This is a genomic window from Burkholderia sp. BCC1993 (assembly GCF_905339865.1).
GTDB lineage: Bacteria > Pseudomonadota > Gammaproteobacteria > Burkholderiales > Burkholderiaceae > Burkholderia.
The window spans coordinates 423,493-446,246 of sequence record NZ_CAJPGZ010000002.1 but is presented as its reverse complement, the minus strand read 5'-3'; the positions used below and the strand labels follow the sequence as shown (position 1 = coordinate 446,246).

Annotated in this window: 20 protein-coding genes and 1 pseudogene; 7 read left to right on the top strand and 14 right to left on the bottom strand. The window is 64.0% G+C overall.

The genetic code is table 11. From position 1 onward, the window contains the following. Window positions 1–108 precede the first annotated feature (108 nt). The 3 genes from catA to U4Y91_RS04825 form a co-directional block, all read right to left on the bottom strand. Entirely contained in the window at window positions 109–1,053 is a 945-nt protein-coding gene (gene catA, locus U4Y91_RS04835; protein ID WP_321803712.1) for a catechol 1,2-dioxygenase, read from the bottom strand. 74 nt (window positions 1,054–1,127) lie between these two features. Beyond that, window positions 1,128–1,418: a muconolactone Delta-isomerase gene (catC, locus tag U4Y91_RS04830; RefSeq protein WP_321803711.1), complete on the bottom strand. Its 291-nt coding sequence runs from the start codon at window positions 1,416–1,418 to the stop codon at window positions 1,128–1,130. Between the two features lie 45 nt (window positions 1,419–1,463). Continuing rightward, window positions 1,464–2,600, bottom strand: coding sequence for a muconate/chloromuconate family cycloisomerase (locus tag U4Y91_RS04825; protein WP_321803710.1), 1,137 nt, complete (start codon window positions 2,598–2,600; stop codon window positions 1,464–1,466). 768 nt (window positions 2,601–3,368) lie between these two features. Here U4Y91_RS04825 and U4Y91_RS04820 point away from each other — a divergent pair. Further along, window positions 3,369–4,748 carry an MFS transporter gene (locus U4Y91_RS04820; protein ID WP_321803709.1) on the top strand — a complete coding sequence of 460 codons (1,380 nt, stop codon included), beginning with the start codon at window positions 3,369–3,371 and terminating at the stop codon, window positions 4,746–4,748. Window positions 4,749–4,989: 241 nt separating this feature from the next. Here the strand turns inward: U4Y91_RS04820 and U4Y91_RS04815 are convergent. Next, window positions 4,990–5,253 (bottom strand): annotated as a pseudogene (locus U4Y91_RS04815) (CHAD domain-containing protein); the annotation flags it as partial. Window positions 5,254–5,669: 416 nt separating this feature from the next. Between U4Y91_RS04815 and U4Y91_RS04810 the strand changes: the two are divergent. Next, window positions 5,670–5,975, top strand: a complete 306-nt coding sequence (locus U4Y91_RS04810; RefSeq protein ID WP_134758111.1) for a panthothenate synthetase — start codon at window positions 5,670–5,672, stop codon at window positions 5,973–5,975. A gap of 470 nt (window positions 5,976–6,445) precedes the next feature. Here U4Y91_RS04810 and U4Y91_RS04805 read toward each other — a convergent pair whose 3' ends face one another. Further along, window positions 6,446–6,652, bottom strand: a complete 207-nt coding sequence (locus U4Y91_RS04805) for a DUF6494 family protein (protein WP_321803704.1) — start codon at window positions 6,650–6,652, stop codon at window positions 6,446–6,448. A gap of 1,146 nt (window positions 6,653–7,798) precedes the next feature. Here U4Y91_RS04805 and U4Y91_RS04800 point away from each other — a divergent pair. Beyond that, entirely contained in the window at window positions 7,799–8,599 is an 801-nt protein-coding gene (locus tag U4Y91_RS04800) for a PhzF family phenazine biosynthesis protein (RefSeq protein ID WP_321803703.1), read from the top strand. 318 nt (window positions 8,600–8,917) lie between these two features. Here U4Y91_RS04800 and U4Y91_RS04795 read toward each other — a convergent pair whose 3' ends face one another. The 7 genes from U4Y91_RS04795 to U4Y91_RS04765 form a co-directional block, all read right to left on the bottom strand. Further along, window positions 8,918–10,102 (bottom strand): serine hydrolase, encoded by a 1,185-nt coding sequence (locus U4Y91_RS04795; protein WP_321803701.1) that lies wholly within the window; start codon window positions 10,100–10,102, stop codon window positions 8,918–8,920. A 44-nt stretch (window positions 10,103–10,146) separates the two neighbouring features. Beyond that, window positions 10,147–10,875, bottom strand: coding sequence for a glutamine ABC transporter ATP-binding protein GlnQ (gene glnQ, locus U4Y91_RS04790; protein WP_321803699.1), 729 nt, complete (start codon window positions 10,873–10,875; stop codon window positions 10,147–10,149). Continuing rightward, the gene (locus U4Y91_RS04785) at window positions 10,872–11,528 is read right to left on the bottom strand and encodes an ABC transporter permease subunit (RefSeq protein ID WP_321803697.1); all 657 of its coding nucleotides are present in this window, start codon (window positions 11,526–11,528) and stop codon (window positions 10,872–10,874) included. Before U4Y91_RS04785 ends, glnQ begins: the two co-directional genes overlap by 4 nt. After that, on the bottom strand, window positions 11,525–12,289 hold the full coding sequence (locus tag U4Y91_RS04780; protein WP_321803695.1) for a transporter substrate-binding domain-containing protein: 765 nt from the start codon (window positions 12,287–12,289) through the stop codon (window positions 11,525–11,527). The genes U4Y91_RS04785 and U4Y91_RS04780 overlap by 4 nt, the downstream gene beginning before the upstream one ends. Before the next feature lie 63 nt (window positions 12,290–12,352). Next, window positions 12,353–12,838, bottom strand: coding sequence for a RidA family protein (locus tag U4Y91_RS04775; protein ID WP_321803693.1), 486 nt, complete (start codon window positions 12,836–12,838; stop codon window positions 12,353–12,355). After that, window positions 12,835–13,734: a PhzF family phenazine biosynthesis protein gene (locus U4Y91_RS04770; protein ID WP_321803691.1), complete on the bottom strand. Its 900-nt coding sequence runs from the start codon at window positions 13,732–13,734 to the stop codon at window positions 12,835–12,837. The genes U4Y91_RS04775 and U4Y91_RS04770 overlap by 4 nt, the downstream gene beginning before the upstream one ends. Before the next feature lie 87 nt (window positions 13,735–13,821). After that, window positions 13,822–14,697: an AraC family transcriptional regulator gene (locus U4Y91_RS04765; protein ID WP_321803689.1), complete on the bottom strand. Its 876-nt coding sequence runs from the start codon at window positions 14,695–14,697 to the stop codon at window positions 13,822–13,824. Window positions 14,698–15,316: 619 nt separating this feature from the next. Between U4Y91_RS04765 and U4Y91_RS04760 the strand changes: the two genes are divergently transcribed. The 3 genes from U4Y91_RS04760 (at window position 15,317) to U4Y91_RS04750 (ending at window position 19,262) form a co-directional block, all read left to right on the top strand. Then, window positions 15,317–16,789, top strand: coding sequence for a benzaldehyde dehydrogenase (locus tag U4Y91_RS04760; protein WP_321803687.1), 1,473 nt, complete (start codon window positions 15,317–15,319; stop codon window positions 16,787–16,789). 14 nt (window positions 16,790–16,803) lie between these two features. Continuing rightward, complete coding sequence (locus U4Y91_RS04755) at window positions 16,804–17,931, top strand: NAD(P)-dependent alcohol dehydrogenase (protein ID WP_321803685.1); 1,128 nt, start codon at window positions 16,804–16,806, stop codon at window positions 17,929–17,931. 161 nt (window positions 17,932–18,092) lie between these two features. Beyond that, on the top strand, window positions 18,093–19,262 hold the full coding sequence (locus U4Y91_RS04750; RefSeq protein WP_321803683.1) for a helix-turn-helix domain-containing protein: 1,170 nt from the start codon (window positions 18,093–18,095) through the stop codon (window positions 19,260–19,262). Window positions 19,263–19,392: 130 nt separating this feature from the next. On the opposite strand, the gene U4Y91_RS04745 is transcribed toward U4Y91_RS04750, so the two are convergent. Next, window positions 19,393–20,577: a sugar transporter gene (locus tag U4Y91_RS04745; protein ID WP_321803681.1), complete on the bottom strand. Its 1,185-nt coding sequence runs from the start codon at window positions 20,575–20,577 to the stop codon at window positions 19,393–19,395. 201 nt (window positions 20,578–20,778) lie between these two features. On the opposite strand from U4Y91_RS04745, the gene U4Y91_RS04740 reads away from it, so the two are divergent. After that, the gene (locus U4Y91_RS04740; protein WP_321803679.1) at window positions 20,779–21,453 is read left to right on the top strand and encodes an HAD family hydrolase; all 675 of its coding nucleotides are present in this window, start codon (window positions 20,779–20,781) and stop codon (window positions 21,451–21,453) included. A gap of 29 nt (window positions 21,454–21,482) precedes the next feature. Here the strand turns inward: U4Y91_RS04740 and U4Y91_RS04735 are convergent, their stop codons facing one another. Next, window positions 21,483–22,730: an enolase C-terminal domain-like protein gene (locus U4Y91_RS04735; RefSeq protein ID WP_321803678.1), complete on the bottom strand. Its 1,248-nt coding sequence runs from the start codon at window positions 22,728–22,730 to the stop codon at window positions 21,483–21,485. Window positions 22,731–22,754: the final 24 nt, after the last annotated feature.

The following is a 22,754-nucleotide window of genomic DNA, read 5'->3' as shown; positions in this document are numbered from 1 at the left end:
CTCCAGTGCGCGTGCCGGGTCCTGCAAGCACGCTCGCATCGGTATCGATTGAATCTCGCGGGAGCCCGGCCGGCGGCGGCGCCTGCGCGCCGCCGAGCCGTCGGGCGGTTATGCCGTGGCGGAAGCGCGCAGGCGTTCGACGATCTGGTTGTCCTTGCCCTCGACGCGCGGCGTCAGGACGAAGTTGAACTCGATGTCCTGGTACGCGTCGGCCTTCAGCCCGAGCGCGGCGCCGCCGGTCTTGCCGCTGACGGGCGGGATCAGCTCCTCGCGGGTCGCATACGCGAAGTCGTCCCAGATCAGCGGATCGCCGTCGATGTTGAACTGCGTCGTCAGCTTGCGGTGGCCGTCGCTGGTCACGAAGAAGTGCACGTGCGCCGGGCGGTTGCCGTGACGGCCGAGGCGGTCGAGCAGCTGCTGCGTCGCGCCCTGCGGCGGGCAGCCGTAGCCGACCGGCATCAGTGTGCGGAATTCGTAGGTGCCGTCCGCGCCCGTCTTCACCGCGCCGCGCAGGTTGAACTCGCTCTGCGCGCCGGTCGGGTCGAAGTGCGAATAGAAGCCGTGCGAGTTCGCGTGCCAGCACTCGACCAGCGCGCCGGCCACCGGCTTGCCGTCGAGTCCCTTGACCGTGCCGCGGATCACGAGCGGGCCCGCGCCTGCGTCCGCATCGAGGTCGATCTTCGCGACGCCATCGCGCACCGGCGCGCCGGCGACATACAGCGGGCCTTCGATCGTGCGCGGCGTGCCGCCGTCGAGGCCGATCGCCTCGTCCTCGGCGTCCATCCGGATGTCGAGATACTTCTCGAGGCCGAGGCCGGCCGCGAGCAGCGCCGCTTCGCCGTCCTGGCCGAGCTTGTTCAGGTAGTTCACGCCGGCCCACACTTCGTCGGGCGTGATGTCGAGGTCGTCGATCGCCTTGAACAGGTCGCCGAGCAGCCGCAGCACGATCTGCTGCGTGCGCGCGTTGCCGCCGTTAGCTCCATTGGCGCCCGCGTTCGACGCGGCCTTCAGCAGATCCTGCACTTCCTTGGTTTCGAAAACTTTGACGCTCATGATGGTGTCTCCACGTGTATTTGGGGAAAGGTGACCCGGGGTGCTCGCCGTTGCAGCAGCGGCGGCTCCGTGGCTCAAACGTCGCCGTCGTGTATCGACGACGGGTGGCGACACAACGGCGTCACCGAAATCTTCATGTACGGGAACAGCGGCAGGCCGGTCAGGATCTCGTGCAGCTCGGCGTTGCCGGACACGTCGAACACGCTGTAGTTCGCGTATTCGCCGGCGATGCGCCAGATGTGGCGCCACTTGCCGCTGCGTTGCAACTCCTGCGAGTACGCCTTCTCGCGGGTCTTGATCTCGTCGGCCCCCCCGGCCGGCATGTCGGCCGGGAGGTTGACGTCCATGCGTACGTGGAAAAGCATCGTGATGTCCTGGTACGTGAGCGGGTTGTCGCGGGTATTAGCGGGTCAGCGGGCCACTTTCGTCAGCCCGTCGCGGGTGAAGCGCGCGACCTTCGCTTCGTCGAGTTCGATGCCGAGGCCTGGGCCGCTCGGCACGGTCAGTTCGAAATCGCTGTAGTCGAGCGGGGTCGCGAGAATCTCTTCGGTAATCAGTAGCGGTCCGAACAGTTCGGTGCCCCACTGCAGGTTCGCGAAGCTCGCGAACAGATGCGCGGACGCGACCGTGCTGAACGCGCCTTCGAGCATCGTGCCGCCGTACAGCTCGATGCCGGCCGCATCCGCGATCGCCGCGACGCGTTGCGCCGCGAACAGGCCGCCGCTCTGTTCGATCTTGATCGCGAACACGTCCGCGCCGTGCTGCTTCGCGATCTCGAACGCGCTGTCCGGGCCCTGCAGGATTTCGTCGGCCATCAGCGCGACCGGGAAGCGGCGCATCAGCCGTGCGAGCGCCGCGGCCGACGCGACCGGCTGCTCGACCAGTTCGCAGCCGGCATCGGCCAGCGCCGGAATCGCGCGCGCGGCCTGCGTCTCGCTCCATGCCATGTTCACGTCGACGCGCACCGAGGCGCGCTCGCCCACTGCCCGCTTGATCTCGGCCACGTGCCGGATGTCCGCGTCGAGCGCCTTCGCGCCGATCTTCAGCTTGAACACGTTGTGGCGGCGCAGGTCGAGCATCCGTTCGGCTTCGGCGATATCGGTCGCGGTGTTGCCCGATGCGAGCGTCCACGCGACCGGCAGGCGATCGCGCCGGCGGCCGCCGAGCAGCTCGCTGACCGGCACGCCGAGACGCTTGCCGTGCGCGTCGAGCAGCGCGGTTTCGAGCGCGCTCTTCGCGAAATGATTGACCTTCGCGAGCTTGCCGAGGAACGCCATCAGCGTCTGGATGCGCGTCGCATCCTTGCCGATGATTGCCGGTGCGAGATACGCGTCGATCGCGAGCTTCATCGCCTCCGGGCTTTCCGGGCCGTAGGCCATCCCGGCGATCGTCGTGCCTTCGCCGAGGCCCGTCACGCCGTCGCTGCAGGTCACCTTCACCAGCATCAGCGTCTGGCCGTGCATCGTGGCGACCGACAGCTTGTGCGGACGGATCGTCGGCAGGTCGACGAGGCGGGTTTCAATGCGTTCGATGGTGACTGAGGACATGGGGCACGCTGCGTGTGGGGAGTTCATGGGACGGATTTATACGCGGCGGGGAAATGGAGCGTCCAATACTTTTGGTCTCGCTTTTTGATACCTGATAGGTATCACGAACCGCTGTCGAGCGCGGAATATTGCGGCGCGCCATACCTGTTTTGTCTGGCGGGAGGCTTGATGGGGCTGGGGGATGGATTTAAGGACCCCGCTCGGCTGGCGGCGAAATGCGGGGTGGCCGGGGGTCGGTGGCGCCAGCGTAAACCGGTGTCCGAACGGGGGCAGATCAGGGTTTTCCTGACCGGAATATGCGACGAGCGCTTGAACCCGCCCGTAAGCCCGTTCGCGAAAAATCCATGGCCGATTGCCGTTCCGGTCGTGGGATACGAAACACAGATCAACGGATCGGATAGCGCGGCGTAGCCGGGTTTCCGGCACAGCAGCACCCGGGCCTCCCACTTCTCGGAAATCGTCGACTTGACGGTGCGTTGATCGCCGGTCAGTCACGACGCGCTCGCACCTCCTGCACACATTTGTCGCTTTCCGACGGGAAATTGAACGCGCACGCCGGATGTCGTTTACCACTCGTTTCCGGGCGCAACCGCGTGGGCTCGATCATTTTCTCGTCCATAGACTCGACGCAGCGCCGCGCAGCAGAACCGTACCGTCATGCCATGCGCGACGCTGTCGCACAACGCGACAAAGCAGTTCGATTTCGGTGCATTAGCAACGTCATGACCGGAACAAGCCCCGATACACGTCACGCAAATGGAGATACATATGACTTCGTTAGAAAAGGAAGTTGCTGTTTCCGCCGTACCGATTGAGTATCAAACATCTTCAGCGTTCAAACGACGCTTCATGATCAGGATGATCATCGTCCTTACCGGCGGTACGTTTCTGGACGGCTATATCCTCGGGATCGTCGGCCCGGTGTCCGGCAAGATGACCGCGGAACTCGGCATATCGCCGGTCTGGGAGGGCTTGATCGCGGCAGGGGCGTTGTTCGGCATTCTCGTGGGTTCCCCTTTGGGCGGATGGGCCGGTGACAGGTTCGGTCGCAAGCCGCTGTTCATGCTCGACATGGGCCTGTTCGTGCTTGCGTCCTTCATGCAGTTCTTCGTCGGCTCCATGCAGTTTTTTGCCACGTCGCCGATGCAACTGTTCGTCGTGCGCCTCTTGATGGGCATCGCGATCGGTGCGGAATATTCCGTTGGATGGCCGATGCTGTCGGAATTTTCCCCATCGAGAATCCGGGGACGGCTCATGGGCCTCACGCTCATCGCGTGGTATGCCGGGTTCATGTTCGCCTTCATCGTCGGTTACCTGTTGGACCGGTACACTGAACTCGGTTGGCGGAACATTCTCGGCAGCAGCACGTTCATTGCCGTGGCGCTGTTCCTCGGCCGGCTCGGCATGCCCGAGTCGCCGCGCTGGCTGTGGAGCAAGCGTCGTATCGACCAGGCCCGCTCGATTGCACACCGGTATCTGCCGAACGCCTCCGACATGGATGATATGGAGCACGAAACGCCCGCCGCGGGCGGTGGCTTCGGGATGCTGTTCTCCCGTCAATATTGGCGGGCCACGCTGTTCGTATCGCTGTTCTTTTTCTGTGTCGTCACGCCCTACTTCGCGATCGCCACGTTCGCCGACAGCGTGCTGCAGAAATTCGGTCTCGGCGGCGGACTCGCCGGCGGCGTCGGACTATCCGCGGTCGCGTTGGCCGGGAGCGTGGTGACGGTTCTGATGATCGACAAGGCCGGGCGCCGCGTGCTGACCGTACCTCCGCAGTGGATCATCACCGTGATCCTCGCGATTCTCGGCGTGTGGACGAACGCGCCCGCGATGGTCGTGCTGGGTCTGTTTCTCGCATTCTCGTTCTTCAACGCGGGATGCGGGACGCTGACCTGCATTTATCCCGGGGAGGTTTTCCCGACCGAGATTCGAGGGATCGGGACCGGCTTCGCCGCCGCCTTCAGCAGGATAGGCGCCGGCCTCGGCACGTTCCTGATGCCCTGGTCGGTGAGCAATCTCGGGCCCTCGGTGACCATACTGATCGCGGCCGGCATTGCCGCGGTCGGTGCTGGCGTATCCCAATGGTTGGCACCCGAAACCAAGGGCAAAAGCCTCAGTGAAACGGCCTCCGGGTTTTCGCACTAGTACCGGCAGGGCTGTTGGTGAAGCGGGGGGCAGCATGGCTTCGGACGAGCCATGGTGCCGCCGGCGCCTTGTCATTAACTGACGGCGCGCGATTGGCGACGATCCGCACGCCGATCAGCGCCGTCCACCGCCGCGCATGCCGAAAATCCGCAGCAGCGGCAGACTCCGTCACGGCCGATATGCCCGGTCGGCGCCGCCAGAATCAATGCGGTGGCGACAGACGTCTGAAGCGCTTCCACAGTTATTTCATTGTCGGATGATTGGCAGCCGCGCGGGCGGCCGGGAAACCGCGCGCAAAGGCCGCGCCCGGCGCCGCGACGGGCGCCGTTCGAGGCAGCGCCTTCAGAAGCCGCTCCGCGACGACGGCATCGTTGCGCCAGCCCAGATCGTCCTGAAGCCCGGTCAGCGCGTCGACATAAGACCGGACGGCCCGCCTCGCGCAAAGCGACGCGAAGAACTCGGTCGCGTACCGGACCTTCTTCACCGCGATCCGGGCACGGTGACGGAAGGAAATTTCGGGATATCCGTCCCATTCAAGGTCGTCGATGACATCGGCGAGCAAGTTGTGCTCGTCCGCATCTCCGCCTTCAAGTATTTCGATCTCTGGGCGGGCGAGTGGAAGTCACCAACGTAGACGCTACGTCGGGAAGCGGAGGCCACGGGTACAGGGAGGCCCGCGTCGGTCGCCAGGCGGCCACTTCCGGCCGCTCGCCCGCAAGATCGTGCGGACAATCGGGCGTCGGCTCGGCACCAGAGATCGGACGTCGGCCGCAGTCAATCCCCGCGTCAATTTGCGGGTTTCCGCTGCTCGGCACCGTTGCGCACCAATGCGTGAGGCGTGTTGCCTAAGCGACTAAAGGAACAGCCGAGATCTCCTATACTCGGAAAGTTCCTTCCGTGCCTCAGGCTAGGAGAATGTCCATGCGCATGCTTCTGAACATACGAATTCCCCACGAGCCATTCAATGCTTTCGTGCGCGACGGCACCATCGGGGCCGTGATGGCGAAAATACTCGAAGAAGCGAAACCGGAAGCGGCCTATTTTACCGAGCAAAGCGGAGGACGCGGAGCAATCCTCGTGATCAACCTTGATGATCCGTCGCAGATTCCCGCATTCGCAGAGCCGTGGTTTCTCACGTTCAATGCCGACTGCGAGTTTCGCGTCGTGATGGGACCGGAAGACCTGCAGAAAGCCGGGCTGGAGGCAATCGGTTCAAAGTGGAAATAGCACAAGCCGCACGCAGCAGCCGGGCTGCGGTCGACGATCGATTTCGCGTCTCCAACAAGCCATGGATGGTCGGCAAGAAGCGAATCCAGAGACGTCAAGTGCGCAACGAACTGCTCGCAAACGGTTGAAGCTGGCAATTTGCCAAGAACCTGCGCAGCCAGCTTCTGGCAGTACATGCGCTTTGCCACGATTCCGACCGGAATGCGCTCCCAGCCTGGTCGCCCCGTACACAGGAAGCTGACTGCCTTCGACAACGCGCTTGCGTCAGTCATCCGGAGAGCGGCCTCGTGCCAGTAGAGCGATTCGTCTGCCCAATCTTCCAGCAGCCATACCGGGAGCTTGCCGGCTCGAGACCGTCCTTTCGCCTGTCCGACGTCGGCCCCTCACGTGGGCAGTAACGGCCGAGTACGTGCCGGCGGCCGCGACCCTGCTCCGGGCAAACGCTTTCTCTTCGCGTGATGTTCGTCCTCTTACTCAAGCCTGATTTCGTCTTCGAAATCCACTTTCAGCTTGAGCCCCGGGACTTCCAGCGTAACTTTCGCTGGAAAGGATTCATTGCCCGCAATCGCGCTGCTGGCAATCGCCTTCGCGACTGCATGCTCTATTTCACGCTGCGAACTAACGCCGACCATTTTTAAAAACTTGCGTACGCTGAGGTTGAAGGTGTCGTCATTCATTTGGATCTCCAGTCTCCGGGGAAGGGTGCCTGCTGCGATGACGTAACGGAGAGCGCGTGCGGTGTCCGTCGGCCTCGAGTATGCGCGTAAAACTCGCGAGATTCGTCAAGCCAGATTGTTCGCCGGAACCCCGGCTCCATCTCCAATCGTGGAAGATACCGGGTTGCTTCAGGCACGCGATTCTGAACCGTTGTCTGCGAAAAGGCGGCGTGAACGACTGGAGCACTCCGTTACCTGCCCTTGAACCGCTCACACGGCGACCGGCGGGAGCGGGTCGGAAGCGGGCCTCCACGTGAGTCTGCAACCGGCCAGTTTCGGTCGGTCGACACCACCGATCGAATCGTCGACAATCACGGCCACTCACTGTCAAGGATGGTGGCCCGTGCAAATTCTTTCGACCGAGTGGAGACCGGCAGGCCGGGAGAACAATACTCAAACATTGGGATGACTGTGAGAACAACATTTGAACGAAGGTCCACACTCCCGGTAAGCGCCGCTGCAGCGTGGTCGCGTGTGACAACGCCGCAAGGCATCAACGACGAACTGTTTCCGTGGTTACACATGACGGTCCCTGCCGCTCTGCGAGGTAGGTCGATCGATCAACTCCCGCTTGGGCGCTGTCTCGGCCGGAGCTGGCTCCTTGTGTTGGGCGTGCTCCCGGTAGATTTCGACGACATCACGCTCGCTGAAGTGGGCCCCGGATTCCGATTCAAGGAAACGTCGCGAATGCTCGGCATTCGGACCTGGATTCACGAACGGACCATTCGCGACATAAGCGGCGGTTGTGAAGTGCACGACAAACTGACTTTTGAGTTGCGTTCGCCGACGCGATGGCTGCCAGGGTGGCCAAGTATGATTGGAGGCGTGCTCGTGCTTCTTTTCCGTCATCGTCATGCGCGGTTGTCCCGGTGGGCCACCGCTCATGCTCGCTAAAACACTTCATCGCAGGATCGACGGGCAGCAAAACGTTGGGCAAACGGCTGCTTTCAGACGACGCCCACGGCATCGTCGGGCCAAGCGAACGGTCGCTTTTTGTGTCGAACATCGCAATCTGTACATGTTCGCCAGCTTCCCGGGCTGATATCGTTGTCTACGAATAACACCGCAAATCGCTGACTAACCTCCCGCTTTGAACAGGCACATTTCATGAAACTGCCGATCTATCAGATTGACGCATTCTCAGATAAGGTGTTTAAGGGTAACTACGCTGCAGTAGTGCCACTCGAACGCTGGTTGCCCGATAGCTTGATGCAGGCAATCGCCGCTGAGAACAACCTGTCCGAAACAGCATTCTTCGTGAAAAATGCCGACGGAGCGTTCGACATCCGCTGGTTTTCTCCACTTACCGAAATTGCTTTTTGTGGACATGCCACGCTGGCAAGCGCATACGTGATCTTCAAGCGATGTGATGATTTGGAAGTCATCGAATTTGTTGCGAAAGCGGTCGGTCGGCTTGCCGTTTGCCTTACGCATGACGGTCTGATCGAAATGAGCTTCCCGCAGCGCCGGCCTGAAAAATTGGACGAAATACCCGCGAACTTGATCCAGGGGCTTTCGATACGGCCTCAAGAAGTGCTGATAAACCAGCAAGCCTATGTTGCGATCTACGGAACGGAACACGAGGTACGATCCGTCGTACCCGAACTCAATCTGCTGTCGGCACTTGGTCCGCTCGATGTTGTCGTGACAGCGCGCGGAGATGAGCATGATTTTGTGTCCCGCTACTTTTGGCCTGCCAATGGCGGAGATGAAGATCCGGTGACCGGATCTATTCACGCGGCGCTTGCGCCATTATGGTCCGACCGTTTGGGCAGGTCACAACTCGTGGCCATGCAGGTGTCACGCCGCAGCGGGTTACTTCATTGTCGCGTACAAGGCGACCGGGTATATATCTCCGGTCAGGCTGTTCAATATCTTGAAGGGACAATCGAAATCCCGGAAGCGTAGGTGCGGCCGTTGTAAACGGAAAGTGTGAGCCTGCGCTTTTTGACACGCGTTCGGCCAGAAGCAGTAAGGCGACGGTGCGCCCCAGATCATTGGGCTCCGCAAGGTGACAAACGTGGGAAATGAAGGTCCGCTATCGCGAAACCTGACCGGTTGAATCCACCACCAGTTTCGGTCATCGGCCCTATTTTCTTCAATGACCCGCTCGAATCCGAAAGCGCCCATTCGTCGATTTCACTGATGGCCGGCTGCGAAGTGCGTAGCGATGCGATCCGTCCGCGCGGGACGGACCGATGCGCCGCGGCCACGCAACACGCCGCCTTACGCCATCGCCGCAATCGCTTCGAACAATGCGAGATTCAGCAGTTTTACTTCGTCGTTGGTTGGTTGGGGTTGCGACGAGAATTTGGCGATTACAGTCTCACGCAGCGGATCGACATAGAGCCACTGGCCGTGAATACCGATTGCGAAGCACGCGCCACTGACATTGCCCACCTGATACCACTTGTTGCGATACTTGCCGTTCGGTAGCCAGCTTGAGAATTTGCCTTGTCGCCACGCCTGCGCACTGCCGCCCGTGAGCGTATCGGTCACCCAGCTCTCCGGTATCAGCCTGCATCCGTTGACGATGCCGCCCAGACGCACCAGTTCGCCGATCCTGGCCAGATCGCGCACTGTCATGCACAAGCCACCGCCGGAACGCGCCGTGCCGACAATATCCACCGTGACACTGCCGTCTTGCCGTAATTCTAGTGGTCGCCACAGACGGGCAGCCGCGAAATCGGCATAGCGCTGGCCGGACGCGCGCTCGATCACGAGGCCGAGTACGTCCGAGTTGGGCGAGCAGTAATGAAACGGGCCACCGTGCTCGCCCGCACCTTTCGTTAGAGATGCAAGCAGATCGATCACCGTCTCCGGTGGTTCGCCTTCACGACGCGGATCCAGGAGACCAGCTCGCCGATAGCGTGCGTAGACGCCGTCCGGATCGAGATAGTCCTCGTTGAAGGCAAGACTGGTCCGCATATCCAGTACATGTCTGACGCGAGCATCGCCGAAGGCGGAGCGAGCGAGTTCGGGAACATACTGCGCCACGGGAGCTTCAGGGTCCAGAAGGCCGTCACCGACCAGCATGCCCGCGAGAAGGCCAGCGACTGACTTGCTGGCCGAGAACAGGATGTGTCTGCTTTGCAGCGTGAAGTGCGGCGCATGATAATCGGCGACGAATCGTCCGGCTCGCATTACCGTGATGGCGTCGGTCGAGGACTGTCTCAGGATCTGCCCGACCGTGCGACGTTCGCCATGGACCATGAACTGGTGCTCGGTCAGCGCGTCGGCGGCGACTACGGGCTCTTCAACGAGCCCCTGTACGGCAGGAATCCGCGCTGTCGGGATGATTTCATGCACATGGCGAAACGCCCAAACATTCCATGGTGCTTCGCGCCAATTATCATGCCGCACACTGTCGCGGCGAAAGCCGTAGTCGTTTTCAAAACGTGACGGGTTCATCTTGACTGCAGACTCCTATGTCATACAGCGAGAATTGCACGGACTCAATGAACATGCTGAAGGAACTCGCGGAAGCGCTCTCCGGGCGGTGCGGACAGCATCTCGACAGGCTTGCCGTCGTGCAAGACACGGCCGGCTTCCATAAAGAGCAGCCGTGAACCCACGCGTTGTGCAAACCCCATTTCGTGAGTCACAACGACCATCGTCATGCCCTCGCAAGCGAGCGTCTGCATGACCTTGAGAACTTCCTGGCGCAATTCGGGGTCGAGTGCCGAAGTCGGTTCGTCGAAGAGCATGAGCTTCGGCTGCACGGCTAGCGCACGCGCGATTGCCACACGTTGCTGCTGCCCTCCGGACAGTTGCGACGGATAGTGATTCATCCGCGCGGAAAGTCCGACTTTGTGCAGAAGCGCGCTTGCGATGTCGCGTGCTTCGGCTTTTGACTGGCCGCGCGCGCGAAGCGGTCCAAACATGACATTCTGTATCGCGGTCAGATTCGGAAACAGATTGAACTGCTGAAACACCATGCCGGCTTCAAGCCTGATTCGCCTGACGTCGCGTGCCGAGCCCAGCACGCTGACGTTGTCGACGCGCAGATCGCCGGAACTGATCGTTTCGAGCCCGTTGATACAGCGTAGCAGCGTCGACTTGCCGGAGCCGGATGGGCCGACTATGACGGCGACCTCCCCTCGTTCGATCGCGAGGTCTAGCGGATGCAGAACCACGTGCTCGCCGAAACGCTTCGAAGCTTGCTTGAATTCGATCATGCTCATGGCAGGCGCACTCTCCGTTCTAGCACTAGCAGACCCATCGCGAGCAGACTGATGACGAGCAGGTAGATGATCGCGACCGCCGTCCAGATTTCCACCGCCCGAAAATTCTCGGCCATGATTTCCTGTCCTCTGCGAGTCAGTTCGCCCACACCAATGACGAGAAAGATCGAGGTGTCCTTGACCAGATTGACGAACTGGTTCCCCATCGCGGGCAGCGCGCGCCTGAACGCGATGGGGGCGATAACATGCGTCAGCGTGCTGTGAAACGGTAGACCCATCGCCATGCCGGCCTCGCGCAGTCCACCCGGCACGCCATCGAGCGCGCCGCGGATGATCTCCGCGTTATAGGCGCCGGAATTGATGATCAACGTGATGATCGCGGCGCTGGTCGCGCTGATTCGTATGTTCATCATGATCGGTAGTGCGAAATAGACGAACATCACCTGAACCACGATTGGCGTGCCGCGAATCAAGGCGACATACATCCGTGCCGGTAACGTCGCGGCCCGGCCGCCGTAGGCCAGCGTCACACCCGCAATGACTCCGAGCGCGAGGCCACCGGCCAGCCCGGTCAGCGCGATCAGCAGGGTCAGCCGAAGGCCCTGTAGCAGATCCGGCAGCGCGGCAATGAGAGCCGCCCAGTCAAAGCTCATGACAACGCCTCGCCGAACCATTTCCGGTTGAGCGCCTCGAGCCGGCCGTCGGCTCTCATCGTCGCGAGTTGAACGTTGGCTGCTGCGACGAGCGGGCTGCCCTTCTGAAAGCCCATGCCGACGTCGAGTCCTTCCAGCGCGGGCAGGATCACCCTGACCTTGTTCTTCCCTGCGGTGTTGGCATAGTAGAGAAGTTGCGGCTTGTCGTAGACGACGACGTCCGTACGGCCCGCTTCCAGCGCGAGCAAGGCGTTATTGATGCTGGGCATCTGCGCCAGCGTGGCGTCCTTGATGTGATCCTTGATGTAGTTGACCGCGACCGTGCCAGTCTCGGTGCCGATACGTTTGCCAGCGAGATCGGCCGGCGTTCGGATGCTGGTGTTGTCAATGCGTGTCAACGCGATCAGCCCGCTTTTGTAGTACGGCGTCGAAAAATCGATGACCTGCTGCCGCTCCGGCTTGATGAACAGTTGCGAGACGATCACGTCGAGATTGTGGGTCTGAAGCGCCGGAATCAACGCCCCGAATTCCATGGGTTGCAAGCGCCACTTCCGGTTCAATCCCTTCGCGACTTCGCTCCAGACCTCGACATCGAAGCCGGAATAAGAGTCGCCCTGTTTGAACGCGAACGGCGGCGCGCCCACGTTGGAGCCGACCACCAGTTCAGCATCGGCCGCCCGCACGGAACGGGCCAATATGACGGCGGGCCCGACGGCGAGGCCCAGTTGCAGCAATTGACGGCGATTCATGGTTTCCTCCATGTTGAGTGATCGTGCCGGAGATGCCGCTTTCGGGGCTACCCGGCGTCTTGTTGTGGCATTGCGCTACGCTTCATGAGGATCGGGCCCATGCGCGAGTGAGACGGTGAGTTCGATTTCGAGCAAGCCACCACCTGGCAGACCGGCGACGCCGATTGCCGATCGCGCGTGCAAGCCCTTGTCGCCGAAAATTTCGTGCAGCAAGAGCGAAGCCTCATCCATCACCTGGCTGTGGTTCACGAAGTCGGGCGCGGCGTTGACGAAGCCTCGCAAGAAGAGGATGCGTTCAACCATCATCGTGGTCGGCAGCGCCGCAGCGAGGGCGCTCAGCGCGCGCAGCACGCAAGTTCGCGCCGCATGCCGGACTACGTCAGGTGGCGTGGCGTTATCGACCGGCCCGGCGATAACCTGTTCGCCGACTCGGCTGACCTGGCCGCTGACGTAAGCGATGTCGTGATGGATCACCACGCTCACGTAGGCGCCTCGCGGCGACGGCGTGGGGGGTAAGGCCATACCGAGTTGCGCGAGCCGGTGCGTAAAATGAATCGTCATGACAGAGCCCCGACGCGTGTTTCGAAGCAAACCGGTCCGCCGAGCCAGCAGCCGTTCACGCGGCCGGACTCGACGCTGAACCGCACCGAGATTTGCGACGGGCGCTTCATTGAACGTCCCTGTCGGACCGTGATGGTCCGCGTAGACGCTTCGACCATGCCATTGGCGAGCAGGCCGAACGACAGCGCGGAAGCCGCGATTCCGGTCGCCGGATCTTCCGGATAGCCTGAAGCGCGCGGGAACTGTCGAGCATCGAAGATTTGCCGGCCGGCATCGGCAATCGCGTAAGGGTAGAGGCCGGTTGAGCCGATTCGCTCGCACACCGCTTCGATCTTGTCGAAGCGCGGCCGTAGGGCGTCGAGAACGGCGGAGCTGATGAGCGGAATCAGCGTCTTGACCCGACTGGTACAGGCGTTCTGGATCGGCAAGGGCGCGATCTGCGCGCGGCTGATGCCGAGCGCGTCGAGAATTGCATCCTGGCTGAGTTGCGGCTGGGGCAGCGGTTCGACGCGCCCCACAGGTTGAGAGATTTCGACGGCAGCACCCTGATTCGTATATCCGCTGATGCGGACCGCGACCTCGCCGCTGCGCGTCTGAAGAGTCAGCCGGTCACGGCGGAGATGCCCCTTTTGATGAAGTAGCCAGACTGCACCGACGGTGGCATGGCCGCACATCGACATTTCGTGGTTCGGGACCCAGAAGCGGAACTCGTAATCGCAGTTGGAGCCGGGTGCGGCGGGCAGGACGAAGCCGCTTTCGTGACCGTAGCGCCGCGCGACGGCCTGCATTTCCGTGTCGGACATGCCGGCTGCGTCGATTACGATGGGCGCCGGGTTGCCGCCGCCGGGACCGGCTGCAAACACGCTGACGAGTTCGACTTGATGGCGCAAAGACATGGCGGCGTGAGCCCCGCTGACCGGGGGATGTGTTGCTGTCCGCCCAGAATACGGAGGATGGCGCCGCGACGCGCGTTCGAACGGGCCCTACGTTTTGACCGAACGGGCCAATTTCGCGCGCAGACTGGAAGGTGAATGGCCGCCGACGCGACGCATCGCGCGCGCGAGGGCCGCACCGCTTTCGAAGCCGACGCGAAACGCCACCTCGCCGATCGGTAGATCGGTTTCGGCAAGCAGGCGGCAAGCATTGTCGTAACGCTTGCGCTGCTGGAATTCGCCGATCGAGAGTCCCGTGCGTTCGCGGAACAGACGCGTGATGTGACGCCGGGAAACGCCGAAGCGCGCTTCCAGCAGGTCGAGCGGAATCTCCTCGTCGGCATGGCCGGCAACGAAGGCTTCGATGTCGGCGACCACCGCCAGGCCGTGCTCGCGCGGTGATGTCCCCATTTCCGTCTTTCCGGCGATGACCTCGCCGATGCACTGCATCAACAGTGCCGACGACAACGCCTGGCGGGTTGCCGCGCTGCCGTAGCCAGCCATGTCGTTGCGCTGCGAAAGCTCCTGCAGCGCGCGAATCGCGGCGGTCCTGCGTACGAGGACCGGCGTGTGGGTGCGTCGGCGGAATTCGCTAAGCGAGCCGACGCCGGTATCGAGCTTATGCAGCGCCTCGTCCGTTACATAGACAGCTACATGCGTGTGTGTCGCGCATCCGGCGCGCGTCTGATGTGCCCGCCCTGAAGGGACCACCGCAAAGCGATCCTGCGAGAGCCACGTGCCCGCGCGCCGGCCTTCGTGGCAAAGTTCGACGGCGCCATGGCCAGGCAGGATGAACATCAGGCAGTCGTGCCAGTGCCATGGCATGGCGTACGTGCCGCTGCCAGTGAGCGTCGCGTGCCCTTCGTCGGCAGCCACGAGCAGCGCCTTGTTTGCAGGCTGACAAAGCTGAGTGAACGGTCGCAGCATGCCGATGCTCTTTGCGAGTCAGAAGAAGGTCGGACCGTGACCCGCTCGCGATTGAAGCGTCTTGTTCAGCCTGGAGTCGCGAGTGATGGACACGGCATCGACGGGATATCGGACAGGATAGCAGCACAAAATACCGCGCGGCGTCCAGTGCGCAGTTGCGATCCGAAGGAAGGCTGGTATGGCGCTCCATGATCCACCGGCCCGCTTCGGGAAGCAACTGGCTTCCCCGCCATGATATTGGAATGACCGGTTCACTCGGATACTTGGCCTCGGAGCGGTAAGGATCGAGCGACAGCGATGGGTTGGTAACTGCCGATCCGGAAAATCATGAGCGCAGGTCTTGGCACGGGTTCGCGCGATGAGCGTTGTCAGACACGGCGCAGTTCCCACTGCACCAACAATCCCCGCAGCATCATCAGACGACGTGCAGCAACAACCCCCGCACCGACTGTTCAGTTTCCGCACACCGAATCACAGAGACCCACCGATCCGCGCGGCCGCGCCGGGTGGGAATAAACCCGTATAGCCCCGCTTCTCCTCACCCACCTAACCTCGCGCGCATGCCGGTCGGGCGGCGCAACGCCCGCTCCGGCCGATCGGAATTTCGTGAGGAGACTACATGGATAGCATCATCGACACCGCACTGTTCGACACCGACATCTGGCGCGGCAAGACCTTCACCGGCCGCTGGCACGCGAGCCCGCACACGGCCGACGTGATCGAACCGGCGACCGGCAACACACTCGGCCGCATCGGTCTCGCCGACACCGCGGCCATCGCCGACGCATCGGCCGCCGCCCATCGCGCGCAGCCCGCCTGGTTCGCCCTGCCCTACGACGAACGCGCAGCGGTCCTGCGCCGCGCGGCGGCCGTCGCCGAAACGCACTTCGCTGCGATCGTCGACTGGCTCGTGCGCGAAAGCGGCTCGACGCGCGCGAAAGCGTCGTTCGAAACCTCCGTCACGATCAAGGCGCTGCACGAAGCAGCCGGGCTGCCGTCGCGCGCGGCCGGCGAAGTGCTGCCGTCGGCGGCCGGCCGGCTGTCGCTCGCGCGCCGCCGCCCGCGCGGCGTGGTCGGCGTGATCTCGCCGTTCAACTTCCCGCTTTACCTCGCGATGCGCGCGGTCGCACCGGCGCTCGCGCTCGGCAACGCAGTCGTGCTGAAACCCGATCCGCGCACGGCCGTATGCGGCGGCGTCGCGATCGCGCGCGTGTTCGAGCTCGCCGGCCTGCCGGAAGGCGTGCTGCACGTGCTGCCCGGCGACGGCACGGCCGGTGCGGCGCTGGTCGCCGATCCGCACGTCGCGATGATCCAGTTCACCGGCTCCACCGCGGCCGGGCGCAAGGTCGGCGAAGCGGCGGGCCGCCACCTGAAGAAGGTGTCGCTCGAACTCGGCGGCAAGAACTCGCTGATGGTGCTCGACGACGCCGATCTCGATCGCGCCGTCGCCAACACCGCATGGGGCGCGTATCTGCATCAAGGCCAGATCTGCATGGCGACCGGCCGCGTGCTCGTGCAGCGCGCGATTCACGACCGCTTCGTCGCGAAGCTCGTCGAGAAGGCCCAAAGCCTGCGCGTCGGCGACCCCGCGACCGCGGACGTCGGCCTCGGCCCGCTGATCAACGCTGCGCAGCGCGATCATGCGGCGAGCGTGGTCGACGCGGCCCGTCGGGCCGGCGCACGCGTCGAGACAGGCGGCGGCCATCGCGACCTGTTCTTCGAGCCGACCGTGCTGAGCGGCGTCGCGCCGGGCAATCCGGCATTCGACGAAGAGATCTTCGGGCCGGTCGCGATCGTCGTGCCGTTCGATACGGACGAAGAGGCGATCGCGCTCGCGAACCGGACAGAATACGGGCTGTCGATGGCGATCCTGTCCGCCGACGTCGGGCGCGCGCTCAGGATCGGCGAGCGCCTGAACACCGGGCTGCTGCACATCAACGACCAGACGGTCAACGACGAAGTGATCAACCCGTTCGGCGGCGTCGGCGCATCGGGCAACGGCTCGAGCATCGGCGGCAGCGCGAACTGGGAAGAATTCACGCAGTGGCAGTGGCTGACGATCAAGGGTGAAGCGCCGCTTTACCCGCTTTGACGAGGAGACCGACCATGTACACCGAAAACGATACGCGCGCCGTCACCGCGGCCGTCGCACGTGCCGCCGGCGCGCTCTTCTCGATCGAATCCGCCCGGATCCGCGCGCCGCGCGGCGACGAGGTGCTGGTGCGCGTCGTCGCGACGGGCCTGTGCCACACCGACCTGATCGTGCGCGACCAGTACTACCCGGTGCCGCTGCCGGCGGTGCTCGGTCATGAAGGCGCCGGCGTGGTCGAGGCGGTCGGCCCGAACGTGAAGACGCTCGCCGCGGGCGACCACGTCGTGCTCACCTACGGCGCGTGCGGCCACTGCGCGTCGTGCGTCGGCGGTCACGGCGCGTATTGCCGGCAGTTTTTCGGGCTGAACTTCGGCGGCGCCGACGCGGACGGACAGACCGCGATCCGCGACGCAGCCGGGCAACCGCTGCACGATCATTTCTTCGCGCAGTCGTCGTTCGCGAGCTACGCGCTCGCCCGCGAGAACAACGCGATCAAGGTGCCGACGGAGGCGCCGCTCGAACTGCTCGGGCCGCTCGGCTGCGGGATCCAGACCGGCGCGGGCGCGGTGATCAATTCGCTCGCGGTGCGCACGGGCAGCAGCTTCGCGAGCTTCGGCGCGGGCGCGGTCGGCATGAGCGCCGTGATGGCCGCGCGCGTCGCGGGCGCCACTACCATCATCGCCGTCGACATCGTGCCGTCGCGGCTCGCGCTGGCGCTGGAGCTCGGCGCGACGCACGCGATCAACAGCAAGGAAGTCGACGTCGTCGACGCGATCCGCGAGATCACCGGCGGCGGCGTCGACTACGCGCTCGAGTCGACCGGACTGCCGGCCGTGCTGTCGCAAGGGATCGACGCGCTCGGCTCGCGCGGCACGATGGGCGTGGTCGGCGCGCCGAAGCTCGGCACCAAGGCCGAATTCGACGTGAACAGCCTGCTGCTCGGCGGCCACACGATCCGCGGCATCGTCGAAGGCGACAGCGTGCCGCAGACGTTCATTCCGCAGCTCGTGCAGCTGTATCTGCAAGGACGGTTTCCGTTCGACCGGCTGGTGAAGTTCTATCCGCTCGACCAGATCAACCAGGCGGCTGAAGACAGCAGCAAAGGCATCACGCTCAAGCCGATCCTGCGTTTGCCGCATTGAGCGCGGGGGGAGCCGCCGGCCGCCGACGCCCTCGGCGGCATGCGGCGGCGCCCCTTCGGGAAAATGCCGCGCTGCGGGCGCCGGGCTATATTACGCATTCGCGCGACACGCCGGGCCGCCACGCCCGGCCCCGGACACTCGACCCCCAAATGGAGCGCAGCGTGAAGACGGCCCCCGAACCCCTTGCACGACCGGTCGACCTCGACCGGCTCCGCGCCCGCTTCGCGGCGGGCGAGCCGCTGCCGGAAACGGCATTGCCGGCCAGCGTCGCGCGCTCGTGGCTGCGTTCGCGCGACGCCGGGCTCCGGCCGTGGCAAACCGCCCGCTACGAAATGCAGCGCGAGTTCGACGAACCACGCGCGGACCGGCGGCTGCTGCGCTGCGTCGCGCAGGAGATCGAGCAGCTGTGGGCCGCGTTCGGCGGCAGCGAGTGGACGATCTTCTGTGTCAATCCGCGCGGCACGATCATCCATGCGCGGCGCAGCCCGCAATGCGACGACACGCTGCTGACGCCGATCGTCGCCGGCCGCCGGATCGTCGAGCCGAACATCGGCACGACCGCGCCGAGCTGCGTGATTCACGACGGCACGGAGGCCGTCGTCGCCGGCGCACAGCACTATCTCGACGAGTTTTCGCGGGTGTTCTGTCTCGCGGTGCCGCTGGTCGGCTTCGACGGCGAAGTGATCGGCGCGCTCGACATCACCGGCATCGGCCGGCGTAACGTCGTGCAGCTGCGCGAGCAGTTCCGGCATGCGGCGCTGTCCGCCGAGCAGCGGCTGTATGCGATGCTGCGCGACTGCCATCTGCTGCAGGTGCAACACGATCCGCGCTGGCTCGGCACGCCGCTCGCCGGTGTCGTCGCGCTCGACGAAGCGGGCCGCGTGCGCGCGGTGAGCCGGCTCGCGCGCCAGATGCTCGACCTCGAGCCCGATGGGCCGGTCGCGCCGGTCGATCTCCGCCAACTGTTTCCCGGTGCGACGCCCGCGCAACAGCGCCGCCTGCTGACGCCGGCGCGCACGCCGCAACGGATCGCGCGCGACGATGGTAGCCACATATGGGTGCGCACGGTGCGTGCGCCGCTCGATCGGGCGACGACGGCGCGCCACGCCGACGTGCTCGAAGAAGCCGCCGACGTGTGCAACGCGGCGCCGGCCGCCAGCCCTCAGGCGAGCCTGCACGAACAGTCGCTCGACGCGATCCGCCGGGCGCTCGGCGAGCACGACGGCAATGTGTCGGCGGCCGCGCGGCAGCTCGGTATTTCACGTACGACGCTTTATGCGAAGCTCAGGCAGCTCGATGCGGCGGGGCTCAGGACTGGCGGGCCGCATTGACGCGGTTTGCGGTTTGCGGTTTGCGGTTTGCGGTTTGCGGTTTGCGGTTTGCGGTGTGCGGCTTGCGGCTTGCAGCGATCAGCGCAACACGCTGGCGGCACGATCGCCGGCCCGGCCGCTCCAGTGGCGGCTACGCCAACGCCCGCCGCTCATGCAGCCGCAACGCGGCCCACGCGATTCCCGCCGAGAAGATCCCGACCACGCCGCCGAACGTGCCGATCCACGGCAGGCCGAAATCCCCGGCGATATGGTTGCCGAGCAGCGCACCGGCGCCGATCCCGACGTTGTAGAGCCCGGAAAAGATCGACACCGCGAGATCGGTCGCCTCCGGCGCGAGCTTCAGCACCCACGCCTGCATCGCGAGACCGAAGCAGACGATCGCCCCGCCCCACACCAGCGTGTGAACCGACAGCGTGACGATGTTCAGCGCGCTCGGGAACAGGATCAGCAGACAGGCCGACAGCGCGATGATCGACGCGAGCAGGAAATCGGCCGGCCGTTCCGGAAACACGCGATTGAAGCAGAGCGCGGCCGGCATGCCGGCCACGCCGAACAGGATCAGCACGTAGGTAATCCGGCTGCTGCTCGCATGATTGACGCTCTGCACGAACGGCTCGATGTACGTGTACGACGTGAAGTGCGCGGACACGACCAGCACGGTGATCGCGTACAGCGACACCAGCGCCGGCTTCCTGAGAAACGCGCCGATGCTGGAAAGCGATCCGGCGCCCTGGCTCGGCAGCACCGGCAGCGTCATGCGCAGCATCAGCAGCGCGACGGCCGCCGCGCCGCCGATCACGAGGAACGTCACGCGCCAGCCGAGCGCCTCGCCGATCACGCGTCCGAGCGGAATGCCGGCGACCATCGCGATCGCCGTGCCCATCGCGAGCAGGCTCAGCGCGCGGCTTTTCCGGTCGCTCGGCGCGAGCCGCACGGCCAGCGGAACGGAGATCGACCAGAACACCGCGTGCGCGCATGCGATGCCGAGCCGGCCGATCATCAGCACCGTGAAATTCCACGCCACACCGGTCACCACATGGCTGCCGATGAACACCAGCAGCGCGCAGCTCAGCAGCTTGCGACGCTCGACGTGGCGCGTGACGAACGTGAGCGGCAGCGACACGACGGCGACGGCCCATGCGTAGATCGTCAGCATCAGGCCGACGTCGGTCGGCTGCATCCGCAGGCTGTCGCCGATCGCGCTCAGCAGCGCGACGGGCACGAATTCGGTGGTATTGAAGATGAAGGCAGCGAGGGCCAGGGCCAGAACGCCCCACCACGACTGTTCGGAACTGACGGCGTCCGGGGTTGCCATACGGGAATTCGACGAAGGTTGGGGGCGCGTGCGGCGCGGGCAGCCGGCCCGGCGCATCGGCGCGATTGTACCAGCGGCACATGACATGCCGCGGCGGGCCGCACCGCCGGGACATGGCAATGACACGGCCGCGCGCCGATAATGCGTCGAAGGATATTTCGCGGACGATTTGCCCGAACGTCATCGGGCTGGGAGATTCACATGCGCATTGAAACGTCGTTTCTGTTCGATCTCGACGGCACGCTCGTCGACAGCGTCTATCAGCACGTGCTCGCGTGGAAGGAAGCGCTCGATGCCGAAGGTATCGAACTGTCGGTATGGCGCATCCACCGCAAGATCGGGATGAGCGGCGGCCTGTTCCTGAACCAGCTGCTGCGCGAGACGGCCGGCGACATCGACGCCGAGCGCGTCGAGCGGCTCGCGCGGCTGCACGCGGCCGCGTACCAGCGGCTGCGCGCGCAGGTCCGGCCGCTGCCGGGCGCGCGCGAGCTGCTGGCCGCGCTGTCGAACGCGGGCATCCGCTGGGCGATCGCGACCAGCGGGCGGATGGAAACGGCCGCCATCAATCTCGAAGCGCTCGGCGTCGATCCGGCGAAGAACGTGGTCGTCACGCGCGACCAGGTCAAGTATGCGAAGCCGGATCCCGACCTGTTCCTGACGGCCGCCGTGAAGCTGAACGTGCCGATCGAGCACACGGTGGTGGTCGGCGACAGCATCTGGGACATGCTCGCCGCGAGCCGCTGCCGTGCGCTGGGCGTCGGGCTGCTGTCGGGCGGCTACGGCAGCGACGAGCTGGAACGCGCGGGGGCGCTGCGCGTGTACGACGATCCGGCGGATCTGCTGTGGCATCTCGACGAGATCGCGGCACGGCCGTAGACCTGACGCATCCCGTTCGATCGCGGACCTTACGGTGTTTGCAGCGTGCCGTCCTTCAGCCGCGTCTGCGTCCAGGTCGTCACCGTGTTTTCGCATGGATATTTTGCTGCCTCTGCTTCATCGATATCCACGCCCAACCCGGGTTTTTCACTGGCGTACACGTACCCGTTCCGGAACTCGGGAAGACCGGGGAATACGTCGAGCAATGCCGCCCTCGGCCCCTTGAGTTCCTGAATCACGAAATTGGGCGGCTCGGTACCGGACCATTCCTGCACACCGAAATTGCGCGATGCGAGATCGATATGAATGTTCGCCGCATGCCCGAGCGGCGACATGTCGCCCGGGCCGTGCCACGCCGTTCTCACGCCGAACTGCTCGGCGAATATCTGCAACTTGCGCCCAGCGGTAATGCCGCCGATCTGGCTCAGGTGAACCCGGATGAAATCGATCAACCGCTCCGTGATCAGGAAGCGCCACTCATGAGGATTGTTGAAGAGCTCGCCTTGCGCAAGCGGGGTAGACGTCTTCTCCCGCAGTTGGCGAATCCATTCGCCCTCTTCCAGCGCGATCGCATCCTCGAGGAAAAACAGGTCGAATGGCTCGAGTTCACGCGCGAAGCGAATGGCCTCGACCGGCTTCAGGCGTTCATGAACGTCGTGACACAGTTCGACTTCGAAGCCGATCTTGTTGCGGATACCATCGAACAGTTTCAGCGTATCGCGCATGTATTGCTTGCTGTCCAGATAGACACCGTCGGCCGCACCGTGCGGCGCACTCGCCGGCGCCTTGCCGTATCCGCCGCCGCCATAGCCGCCACTCTGGCAGCGGATGTGCGTGATGCCTTGCTCGCGATACCGCTGTATGTTCTCGCACAGCTCACCCAGGTCGCGCCCGTCCGCGTGCCGATAGACCGGGACGCCTTCGCGACACTTTCCGCCGAAAAGCTGATGGAGCGGCATGTTCGCCATCTTGCCCTTGATGTCCCACAGCGCCATGTCGATGCCGGAAATCGCATTGTTCTCGATCGGGCCATTGCGCCAGTAAGCGTTCTGGTGCATCAACTGCCAGAGCTCCTCGATGGCCTCCGCATCGCGACCGATCAGCAGTGGCCGCAAATACGCTTCGATCACGCATTTGACGGCAACATGCCGGTATGCAAACGTTGCGCATCCTAGACCATACAAGCCCGGCTGGTTGGTCTCGATCTTCACGACGATCAGATTGATGCCTTCCGGGGCGGTCAGGATGACCTTGACATCTGTAATCGGGGTGGTCATTTCTTGTCTTCCAGAATCCAGTCA

Bases quoted from the DNA above. Each gene is read 5' to 3' on its own strand.
- U4Y91_RS04805 (WP_321803704.1), bottom strand. From the start codon at position 6,652: ATGAATGACGACACCTTCAACCTCAGCGTACGCAAGTTTTTAAAAATG.
- U4Y91_RS04735 (WP_321803678.1), bottom strand. From the start codon at position 22,730: ATGACCACCCCGATTACAGATGTCAAGGTCATCCTGACCGCCCCGGAA.
- U4Y91_RS04820 (WP_321803709.1), top strand. From the start codon at position 3,369: ATGACTTCGTTAGAAAAGGAAGTTGCTGTTTCCGCCGTACCGATTGAG.
- catA (WP_321803712.1), bottom strand. From the start codon at position 1,053: ATGAGCGTCAAAGTTTTCGAAACCAAGGAAGTGCAGGATCTGCTGAAG.
- U4Y91_RS04800 (WP_321803703.1), top strand. From the start codon at position 7,799: ATGAAACTGCCGATCTATCAGATTGACGCATTCTCAGATAAGGTGTTT.
- U4Y91_RS04770 (WP_321803691.1), bottom strand. From the start codon at position 13,734: ATGTCTTTGCGCCATCAAGTCGAACTCGTCAGCGTGTTTGCAGCCGGT.
- U4Y91_RS04745 (WP_321803681.1), bottom strand. From the start codon at position 20,577: ATGGCAACCCCGGACGCCGTCAGTTCCGAACAGTCGTGGTGGGGCGTT.
- U4Y91_RS04785 (WP_321803697.1), bottom strand. From the start codon at position 11,528: ATGAGCTTTGACTGGGCGGCTCTCATTGCCGCGCTGCCGGATCTGCTA.
- U4Y91_RS04810 (WP_134758111.1), top strand. From the start codon at position 5,670: ATGCGCATGCTTCTGAACATACGAATTCCCCACGAGCCATTCAATGCT.
- U4Y91_RS04780 (WP_321803695.1), bottom strand. From the start codon at position 12,289: ATGGAGGAAACCATGAATCGCCGTCAATTGCTGCAACTGGGCCTCGCC.
- glnQ (WP_321803699.1), bottom strand. From the start codon at position 10,875: ATGAGCATGATCGAATTCAAGCAAGCTTCGAAGCGTTTCGGCGAGCAC.
- U4Y91_RS04765 (WP_321803689.1), bottom strand. From the start codon at position 14,697: ATGCTGCGACCGTTCACTCAGCTTTGTCAGCCTGCAAACAAGGCGCTG.
- U4Y91_RS04755 (WP_321803685.1), top strand. From the start codon at position 16,804: ATGTACACCGAAAACGATACGCGCGCCGTCACCGCGGCCGTCGCACGT.
- U4Y91_RS04795 (WP_321803701.1), bottom strand. From the start codon at position 10,102: ATGAACCCGTCACGTTTTGAAAACGACTACGGCTTTCGCCGCGACAGT.
- U4Y91_RS04775 (WP_321803693.1), bottom strand. From the start codon at position 12,838: ATGACGATTCATTTTACGCACCGGCTCGCGCAACTCGGTATGGCCTTA.
- U4Y91_RS04740 (WP_321803679.1), top strand. From the start codon at position 20,779: ATGCGCATTGAAACGTCGTTTCTGTTCGATCTCGACGGCACGCTCGTC.
- U4Y91_RS04825 (WP_321803710.1), bottom strand. From the start codon at position 2,600: ATGTCCTCAGTCACCATCGAACGCATTGAAACCCGCCTCGTCGACCTG.
- catC (WP_321803711.1), bottom strand. From the start codon at position 1,418: ATGCTTTTCCACGTACGCATGGACGTCAACCTCCCGGCCGACATGCCG.
- U4Y91_RS04760 (WP_321803687.1), top strand. From the start codon at position 15,317: ATGGATAGCATCATCGACACCGCACTGTTCGACACCGACATCTGGCGC.